Source organism: Streptomyces sp. NPDC040622, assembly GCF_055593965.1.
This window is the reverse complement of sequence record NZ_JBVIXD010000016.1, coordinates 61871-70959: the sequence shown is the minus strand read 5'-3', so window position 1 is coordinate 70959 and position 9089 is coordinate 61871. Positions and strand designations below refer to the sequence as shown.

Annotated in this window: 8 protein-coding genes; 3 read left to right on the top strand and 5 right to left on the bottom strand. The window is 72.6% G+C overall.

Annotated features, from left to right (window positions below; translation table 11 throughout):
* The first annotated feature begins 112 nt into the window (after positions 1-112).
* From thiE to ACZ592_RS35725, 3 genes are all read left to right on the top strand, one after another.
* Complete coding sequence (gene thiE / locus ACZ592_RS35735; protein ID WP_471585885.1) at positions 113-763, top strand: thiamine phosphate synthase; 651 nt, start codon at positions 113-115, stop codon at positions 761-763.
* Positions 764-912: 149 nt separating this feature from the next.
* Positions 913-1830, top strand: a complete 918-nt coding sequence (gene metF, locus ACZ592_RS35730) for a methylenetetrahydrofolate reductase [NAD(P)H] (RefSeq protein WP_471585884.1) — start codon at positions 913-915, stop codon at positions 1828-1830.
* A gap of 49 nt (positions 1831-1879) precedes the next feature.
* Complete coding sequence (locus tag ACZ592_RS35725) at positions 1880-2788, top strand: hypothetical protein (RefSeq protein ID WP_471585883.1); 909 nt, start codon at positions 1880-1882, stop codon at positions 2786-2788.
* A 46-nt stretch (positions 2789-2834) separates the two neighbouring features.
* Here the strand turns inward: ACZ592_RS35725 and ACZ592_RS35720 are convergent, their stop codons facing one another.
* From ACZ592_RS35720 to ACZ592_RS35700, 5 genes are all read right to left on the bottom strand, one after another.
* Positions 2835-4334: a phytoene desaturase family protein gene (locus ACZ592_RS35720; protein ID WP_471585882.1), complete on the bottom strand. Its 1500-nt coding sequence runs from the start codon at positions 4332-4334 to the stop codon at positions 2835-2837.
* Positions 4335-4404: 70 nt separating this feature from the next.
* On the bottom strand, positions 4405-5019 hold the full coding sequence (locus tag ACZ592_RS35715; protein WP_471585881.1) for a DUF4126 domain-containing protein: 615 nt from the start codon (positions 5017-5019) through the stop codon (positions 4405-4407).
* A 378-nt stretch (positions 5020-5397) separates the two neighbouring features.
* Entirely contained in the window at positions 5398-6018 is a 621-nt protein-coding gene (locus tag ACZ592_RS35710; RefSeq protein ID WP_471585880.1) for a TetR/AcrR family transcriptional regulator, read from the bottom strand.
* 47 nt (positions 6019-6065) lie between these two features.
* Positions 6066-8153 carry a YhgE/Pip family protein gene (locus ACZ592_RS35705; protein ID WP_471585879.1) on the bottom strand — a complete coding sequence of 696 codons (2088 nt, stop codon included), beginning with the start codon at positions 8151-8153 and terminating at the stop codon, positions 6066-6068.
* On the bottom strand, positions 8125-8970 hold the full coding sequence (locus tag ACZ592_RS35700; protein WP_471585878.1) for an ATP-binding cassette domain-containing protein: 846 nt from the start codon (positions 8968-8970) through the stop codon (positions 8125-8127). The genes ACZ592_RS35705 and ACZ592_RS35700 overlap by 29 nt, the downstream gene beginning before the upstream one ends.
* Positions 8971-9089 lie beyond the last annotated feature (119 nt).

The following is a 9089-nucleotide window of genomic DNA, read 5'->3' as shown; positions in this document are numbered from 1 at the left end:
CCCCTCCTCCCCCTCCCCCCCCCCCCCCCCCCCCCCCCCCCCCCCCCCTCCCTCCCCCCCCCCCCCCCCCCCCCCCCCCCCCCCACGCCACCGACAACGGGGGGACTTCTCCATGGCCGCCGACCACCGCGACCGGCTCGCCGACGCCCGGCTCTACCTGTGCACGGACGCCCGCAAGCGCCAGGGGGACCTCCCGGAATTCCTCGACGCCGTCCTCGCGGGCGGCGTCGACGTCGTGCAGCTGCGCGACAAGGGCATGGAGGCCGGCGAGGAGGTCGAGCACCTCCAGGTCTTCGCCGAGGCCGCACGGCGGCACGGCAAGCTCTTCGCGGTGAACGACCGCGCGGACGTCGCCCATGCCGTCGGCGCCGACGTGCTCCACCTCGGCCAGGGCGACCTCCCCGTGCCCGTGGCCCGCGGCATCCTCGGCTCCCAGGTGCTGATCGGCCGCTCCACCCACGCCGAGTCGGAGGCCGCGGCGGCCGCCGCCCAGGACGGCGTGGACTACTTCTGCACGGGCCCCTGCTGGCCCACGCCCACCAAGCCGGGCCGCCACGCCCCGGGCCTCGATCTGGTCAGGTACACGGCCTCGCTCGGGACCGACCGTCCCTGGTTCGCCATCGGCGGCATCGACGCGGGCAACCTGGACGAGGTCCTCGACGCGGGTGCGCGCCGCGTCGTCGTGGTGCGGGCGATCACCGAGGCCGACGACCCGGGCGCCGCCGCCGCGGACTTCGCGAAGCGGGTGCGCGCGGCGGTGTGACCCGCCGGTCCGGGTGCGCCGCGAACGTCTGTGAACGTCTGTGTGAGCAACAGCCCGGGAGTGTCCGATCCGTGGACAACAAACCGGCAAACCGGCCAAATCTCCCGGGCCTGGTTGGGCGACCGCCCGGGCCTGGCTAACCTGCCGGTATGGCCCTAGGCACAGCTTCGACCAGGACTGACCGTGCGCGAACGGTGCGCGACATGCTCGCGACCGGCAAAACGACGTTTTCTTTCGAGTTCTCCGCCCCGAAAACCGCGAAGGGCGAGCGGAACCTCTGGAACGCGCTGCGCCGGGTCGAGGCGGTGGCCCCGGACTTCGTCTCCGTGACCTACGGCGCGGGCGGTTCGACGCGCACCGGCACGGTCAAGGAGACCCAGCAGATCGTCGCCGACACGACGCTGACGCCCGTCGCGCACCTGACGGCGGTCGACCACTCCGTGGCCGAGCTGCGCAACATCATCGGGCAGTACGCGGACGCGGGGATCAGGAACATGCTCGCGGTCCGCGGCGACCCGCCCGGCGACCCGCTGGGCGACTGGATCGCCCACCCCGAGGGCCTGACCTACGCCGCCGAGCTGGTCGAACTCATCAAGGAGTCCGGTGACTTCTGCGTGGGCGTCGCCGCGTTCCCCGCGATGCACCCGCGCTCGGCCGACTGGGACTCCGACATCCGGTACTTCATCGACAAGTGCCGGGCCGGCGCGGACTACGCGATCACCCAGATGTTCTTCGACCCCGAGGAGTACCTGCGGCTGCGCGACCGCGTCGAGGCGGCGGGTTGCCGGACGCCGATCATCCCCGAGATGATGCCCGTCACCAACGTCCGCCAGCTCGACCGGCTGCCCCAGCTCAGCAACGCCGTGTTCCCGGCCGAGCTGAAAGAGCGCATCCTCTCCGTCAAAGACGATCCCGCCGCTGTACGCTCCATGGGCATCGAGTTCGCGACGGAGTTCTGCGCGCGGTTGCTGGCCGAAGGTGTGCCGGGGCTGCACTTCATCACGCTGAACAACTCCACGGCGACGTTGGAGATCTACGAGAATCTGGGCCTGCATCACCAGGCCTGACCGGTCGTACCCGCACCAAGGGCGGCGGCCGTAGGGGAGAGGGGCGTACATGGGCTGGACGGTCCTCTACATCGCGTTCGGATTCGTCGCGCTGTGGCTGCTCGGCGAGGTCCTGCTGCAGTACAAGGCGCGGCTGCGCTGGCGGCTGCTGGCCTTCGCGGGCTTCCTCGGGGTGGTCGTCGGCGTCCTGATCCCCTCGGTGTGGATCATCGGCCTGGGCGCCGTCGCCTTCGCGACGGGCCAGGCGTACGTGACGCTGTCGTTCCGCCGGGGCTTCTCCACCGGCTGGGCGCTCGGCGGGCGCCCGGGCCTGAGCAAGCGCCGCAGGGCGCCGCGACGGGGCGCCGCGGCGCAGGAGCCGACGCTGCGGGTCTCCGACCTGGAGTACGAGCAGGTCCCGCCGCCGCCCGCGCACGACCCCGACGCCCCCGCGGGTGGGGTCTACGAGCCCGAGCCGATGCCCGACGACACCGGGCAGTACGGCGTGTACGACGAGGCGGCCCACGCGCCGCCGACGGCCGGCGACACCCACCAGAGCGACGCGTACGACGGCGCGTACGACGGCGCGTACGACGGCGCCCACGGCTACGACGCCGCGGCCTACGGCGGCTACGACCAGCAGAACTACGGGTACGACGGCACCGGACAGCAGCAGTACGCCGCCTACTCCGATCCGTACATCGGCACGCAGACCTACGGCGCCCGCCAGGACTTCAACGGTTACGAGGGCTACGCCGACCAGCAGCAGTACGCCCCGTACGGCGGCGACACCTACGGCGGCGGGCCCGGCGGGACGTACCAGGACACCCCGCCCGGCGGCGTCTGGGTGCCGCAGCAGCGCACCACCGACGAGACGTACGGCGGTGAGCTGCCGCCCGAGCAGCCCTACCCGTACCAGGACGGGAACACCGGCGGGTACGACGGCTCGGGCTACAACGAGCAGCAGTACCGGTACTGAGCCCCCGGGCGCCGGGCGCTCACCCCGCGCGCCTCAACCCGGTCGCTCACCGGGAGCCGCGGAACTCCGGCCCCTCCACGATCAGGCCCGCCGCCAGCGTGCCCGACATGCCCGCGTGCGGGAGACCCCCACCGGGGTGGGCCCAGCCGCCGACCGCGAGCAGCCCCCGCAGCCGCGTGCTGTTGGACGGGTGCAGCAGCCTGCCGCCGGCCGCGGCGAGCGACGGGGCGGGGACCGCGCCGCCGTCGGCGCCGGTGGCCTCCGCGACGTCCGCCGGCGTACGCGCCTCGTGCCACAGGAGGCGGCCTCGGAGGTCAGGTACCACGGCCTCGGCACGCGAGATCACCCGCTCCACGTCCTCCTCGGTGACCTCCAGGTGCGCGGGCACCGTCACGGTGAGCGTCACCGCCTCGTGCGCCCGGTCGGGCGTCACGGCCGGGTCGTCGGGGCGGAGCACCGTGACGGTGGGGGAGGCGGGGAGCCCGGGCCGCTCGCCGAAGAGGCGGTCGAGCTCGTCCTCGCGGTCACCGGAGTGCAGCACCGTGCGCAGGGGGGCGCCTTCGGGGCGCGCGCCGGACAGGGCGAGGAGGACGGTCAGACGGCTGGGCATGCCGGCGCGTGCCGGGATGTCACCCTCCGCCCGTATGTCCGCACCGGGGAGCAGGCCGTCCAGGACGCCGGGCGCGACGCCCGCGACCACGAAGTCGGCGTCCGCCGTCGTGCCGTCCGCGAGCTCCACCCCCGCCGCGCGCCCGTCCTTCTCCACGATGCGAGTGACGGCCGCGCCGAAGACGAACTCGACCCGCCGGGCCACGCACCGCTCGTGCACCGCGCGGGCCAGGGCGCGCATTCCGCCCCGCACCGACCAGGTGCCGAACGTCTGCTCCAGGTAGGGCAGGACGGCCGCGCTCGCCGGGGTGGTGCGGGGATCCAGGCCGTGCGCCGTCGCGAACTGCTCCAGGAGCGCGACGAGGCGCGGGTCGCCGCCCAGCTCCAGCTCGCCGACCTCGCCGAGCGTGCCGGCCCGGCGCTCGCGGCGCAGCAGGCGCTTGTGCGGCACCGAGGGGTAGGGCTCGCGGTCGGCGAGTACCTGCCAGTTCGGCCACAGGGGCTCTTCCAGCAGAGGGCGGCGCGTGCGGTCCCAGGCTTCCCTGGCACGGTTCATGAACGCCGCCCAGCGGGCGCCCGCGCCCTCACCGAGCGCCGCGTCCAGGGCCTCGCCCACGCCCGCGCGCGAGGCGTTCGGCAGGTCGGCCGTGGTGCCGTCCGCGAAGACGTGGCGCACGGCGGGCTCCACCTGGGCGAGCTCGACGCACGCCTCCAGGGGCTCCTTGCCCGTCTTGACGAACAGGTCGCGGTAGACCGCGGGGAGCTGGAGCAGCGCCGGTCCCGTGTCGAAGGCGAAGCCGTCCCGCTCGACGCGGCCGAGCGCACCGCCGTACGTCGCCCCGCGTTCGTACACCACCACCCGGTGGCCCGCGACGGCCAGCCGGGCGGCCGCCGTCATCGCGCCCATCCCGGCGCCGATCACCACAATCCGTGCCATGCCAGGGACTGTATCGGCAGCCACTGACCGTCACGCCGGAGCCCCGGTGCCCGGGCGTCCGGCGCGCGCCTCAGGGCGGCGGGCCTCCCGCGCGGCCCGCAAGCCGCTTCTCCTCGTGGCGCTGCGCCCGGCGCCGCAGGAACCGCCGGATCCGCGAGACGAGGAAGAACAGCAGGAAGACCCCGATGAGCAGCAGCACGGCCGCGATGATCGCGGCGGCCTCCGGATAGAACATCGCGAAGCTGATCAGGCCGCCGACCCCGAGGTCCTCGGCCGTGCTCATCACGACGTTGCTGAACGGCTCGGGCGAGGTGTTGATCGCCATCCGCGTGCCGGCCTTCACCGCGTGGCTGGCCAGCGCGGTCGAGCCGCCCACCGCGCCCGCGGCCAGGTCCGGGAGGGACCCGCTCTGCCCGGCGAGGAGCGCCCCCACCACGGCGCCGGACACCGGCCGGATCACGGTGTGCACCGTGTCCCAGACGGAGTCGACGTAGGGGATCTTGTCGGCGACGGCCTCGCAGAGGAAGAGCACACCGGCCGCGATCAGCACGTCGGGCCGCTGGAGCGCCTCGGGGACCTCGTCGCTGACCCCGGTCGCCCCGAAGACGCCGAGCAGCAGGACAACGGCGTACGCGTTGATCCCGCTCGCCCAGCCGCTGGTGAACACCAGGGGGAGTACGGACACGGACGCGATCGTAACCAGTCGGGGGCCCGGCGGCCTGGGGATGAGTGCGTATGCCTGAGTATCCGTACCTAGAGAGTGAGATGAGTACCCGCACGGATGGGGTTCCTGCTGCTCAGACGGAAGAGTGTGGGGCACGGAGAAGGGCGCAGCGCCGGTACCGCCGACACGGGGCTGCGGAACGGCGCCGCGCCCTTGGCCGCTCCTTCCGCCCTCCGGGCGGGAGCGAGACACGGGGGTGACTCGGGGGAACGACCACACGGGGGTCGAACGGGGGTTGCGGGGGGACACGAAAAAGCGCCGGTCCGGTGCCGCCTGGGGGAACAGGCGGCACCGGACCGGCGTCGTCGTGCGTGCCCTGGTCTCCCGGGCGGCACCGGTCTACGCGCGCGTGCCGCTGACCCGGCCCTGCAGCAGCCGCGACAGCGCCGCGTGCACGTCGTCGAGCGAGCGCTCCGGCTGGAAGGCCTGCCAGTCCAGAGCGGCCACCAGGACCATGCCGACGAGCGCCGCGGCCGTCAGCGGGATGTCGATCTCCTCGCTGAGCTCGCCGCTCTCCACGCCCGCGCGCAGCACGTCCTCGACCACCGCGACGGCCTGCTGCCTGACCACGAGCAGCGTGGACTGCCAGGCCCGGTTGGTCCGCCACAGTTCGGCGACGTACAGCTGGGTGAAGGCCGGGTAGCGGTTGATGAAGACCAGGCCGGCCCGGATCATCGCGTCCAGGGCGTCGACCTTGCTGCCGCCGTTCCCGGCCGCCTCCTCGGAGGCCTCCTTCAGGGAGGCGGTGAGGAGGCCGACGCCGTGCCGCAGCAGCTCTTCGAAGAGGACCGACTTGCTCGCGAAGTTGTAGTAGACGGTGCCCTTCGCGACCCCCGCCCGCTCGGCGATCTCGTCGACCGTCGTGGCCGAGAAGCCCTGTTCCGCGATGAGGGTGACGGCGGCCTCGTAGAGCTTCTGCCGGGTGGCCTCGCGGCGGGTGCCGCCTGCACTGCTGTCCATGGCCCCGATTCTCACAGGTTCCGTCCGCCGCTCCGCGCGCGCCGTGCTCACAGGCTCAGCTCCGGGTGCAGCCGGTCCAGGGTCCACACCTGCTTGCGGCGTGCGGAGAGCGCGGTGAGGGCCAGGGCGCCCGCGGTGAAGGCGGTCAGGACGGCACAGCCCTGCCACACGGGGCCGAGGCCGCCGCCCGTGATCAGTCTGCGGAGCGCCTCGACGACGTAGCTCATCGGCAGGAAGGGGTGGATGGCGCTGAAGAATCCGGGGCTCGTCTGGACGGGATACGTGCCGCCCGCCGACGTCAGCTGCAGCATCAGCACGGCCAGGACGAGGATCCGCCCGGCCGCTCCGAAGCGGGCGTTGAGCCACTGCACGATCGCCGCGAAGCACGCCGTCACCAGGCACAGGAAGCCCACCGTCCCGGCCGCCCTGGCCATCTGCAGGCCGAGCCCCCAGTGCAGGACCGAGAGCAGGGCCGCGGTCTGCAGCACGCCCAGGGCGGCCACCGGGAGCCAGCCCGCCACCGCGATGCGCCACGCGGACGCGCCCGCGGCGAGCGCGCGCCGGTTGAGCGGCTGGATCAGCATGTACGCCACCATCGCGCCGACCCACAGGGACAGCGGGATGAAGTACGGCGCGAAGCCCGTGCCGTAGTTGGGCGCCTTGTGCAGGGACTGGGAGGCCAGCTGGACCGGGTCGGCCATGACGCCGGTGCGCTCGTCGCGGTCCTTCTTGTCGTAGTCCGGGATCTTCTTGACGCCGTCGTGCAGCCCGCCGGACAGCTTCTCGGAGCCGTCGGCCAGCTTGAACATGCCGCCCTTGAGGTCGCTCGCGCCCGTCTTCAGCTTGCCGAGGCCCGCGTCGAGGTCGTCGGCGCCGGTCTTCGCCGTGCCGAGGCCCGTGTGCAGCTTCTTGGCGCCCTTGGCGACCTTGCCGGCGCCCTTGTTGAGGTCGTTGATCTGCGTGACGGCGGTGTTCAGGTCCTCGTCGAGGTGCGGGGCGCGGTCGGCGAGGGCCTGCGACTTCTTCTCCAGCGCGGCCAGGTGCTTGTCGAGCTGTGCGACGTCGTTGTGCTGGTCCTTGACCACGGTGTTCATGTCGTCGGCGATCGTCGACACGTTCGCCACGGACTTCTTGACCTCCTTGAGCCGCGCGCACCCGGGGTCGGGCACCGGGGCCTTCTCGCACCGCTCCGCGTAGAAGGAGTCGACGATCTCGGAGCTGTCCTCGGCGCCCTTCGCCGCCTTCGGGGCGAGCTTCACCCAGGTGGAGAGGTGGTTGCGCATCGCCTTGGAGGAGTCGGCCACGAGCTGGGCGGTGTCCCCGATGGTCTTGCCGTTGTCCTTCTCAAGGAAGGGCCGCACCTTGCCCGCGGTGCCATTGACCTTGTCGGCCAGCTTCTGCGTGCCGTCCGCGACCTTCTTCGAGCCGTCCTGCAGGTCGCCCGCACCCGTGTGGAGCCGCTTGACGCCTCCGGCCAGCTCGCCGCTGCCGTCCTTGGCCTCCGCCAGGCCGCTCGCGAGGTCCTTGGAGCCCTTCTTCGCCTTGCCGATGCCCCCGTCCAGCTTGTCGGCGCCGTCCGCGGCCTTCTGCGTCGCCCCGTGGATGTCGGAGAACGAGACGAAGATCTTGTCGAGGAAGGAGCGCGACGCCTTCGTGGACGCGGCCGAGCGCACCTCGGAGAAGACCGTCCGCGATATCTGCCCGACGATGTAGTTGTTGGCGTCGTTCGTACGGACCCGCAGCGCACCCGTCTCCGGAGAGTCCCCCGAACTCGACGCGATGCGCTTGCTGAAGTCCGTGGGCATCGTCAGCGAGAGGTAGTACGTCCCCTCCTCGACGCCCTTGCGTGCCTCGGCGTCGGTGACCTCGTGCCATTCGAAGGTCTTGCTGTCCCTCAGCCCTTCGACGATGTTGTCGCCCGCCGTGAGCTTCTTGCCCTGCGCGGTGGCCCCCTTGTCGTCGTTGACGAGTGCCACGGGGATGCGGTCCAGGCGGCCGTACGGGTCCCAGAAGGACCACAGGTACAGGGCGCCGTAGAGCAGGGGCAGCAGCAGGAGCGCGACGAGCGCCGCGCGCGGCAGCTTCCCCCTGCCGAACCGCCTGAGCTCAAGCGCGGCGAGCTTCGGCGAGCGCATCCGCCGTCTCCTTGTCGTCGTCGGTGCGTTCGTCGGTGCTCTGGCCGGCGCTGTGGCTGGTGCCTTGACCGGTGCCTTGACCTGCGTCTTGGCCGGCTCCGGTGCGTGCTTCGGTGTCCGTGCGGACCACGACCGCGTCCTCAGGCGCCTCGCTGCACACGGCCACCACGGTCGTCCCACGCTCCGTGAGGGACCTCAACATCCCCCAGGCCTCCGTCCGTTCGGCATCCGAGAGCTTGAGGTCGGTGTCGTCGACGCCCAGCACGCGCGGCCTGCCGATCAGCGCGAGCGCCACGGAGAGCCGCAGGGCCTCGAGGCGCTCCAGATCGCGCACGGAGGTCCGCCGCCCCTTGGGCAGCCGCTCCATGTCGAGCCCGGCGGCGGCCAGCGCGGTGTCGATGCGCAGCCGCGTCTCGTTCGCCCGCTCGCCGCGGGGCCGCAGCAGCCCGCGCAGCGGGCCACCGAACCGCCGCTCCAGGAGCGCCCGTTCGTGCAGATGCTCGGCGACGGTCAGGGCCGGGTCGAGGTCGGTGACGCCCGGCACGGGCCCGAGCCCGCTGATCCGGCGCACCGCGGCCAGGTGGTCGGGCAGCCGGCTGCGGCCCACGCTCGCGTGTCCCTCGGTGGCGCGCATGCGTCCCGTGAGGGCGAGCAGCAGACAGGTGCGGCCCGACCCCGAGGGGCCCTCCAGCGCGATCAGCGAGCCGGGTTCCGCGCTGAAGCCGATGCCGCGGAACGCCCAGCCCCGCGGCCCCTTGAGCCCGAAGCCGTCGGCGGTGACGGCGGCTCCACGCACGCCGTCGTTCGGACCGTCCACAGTCCCCCCTGCCCCTCCTTTTGAACTGACCAGTCAGTTCAAAAGTAAGCCCGAACCCCCGATCGAGGCAAAGTCGCAGGTCAGAGCCGATTGTCAGTGGCGTACTCCACGATGGACAC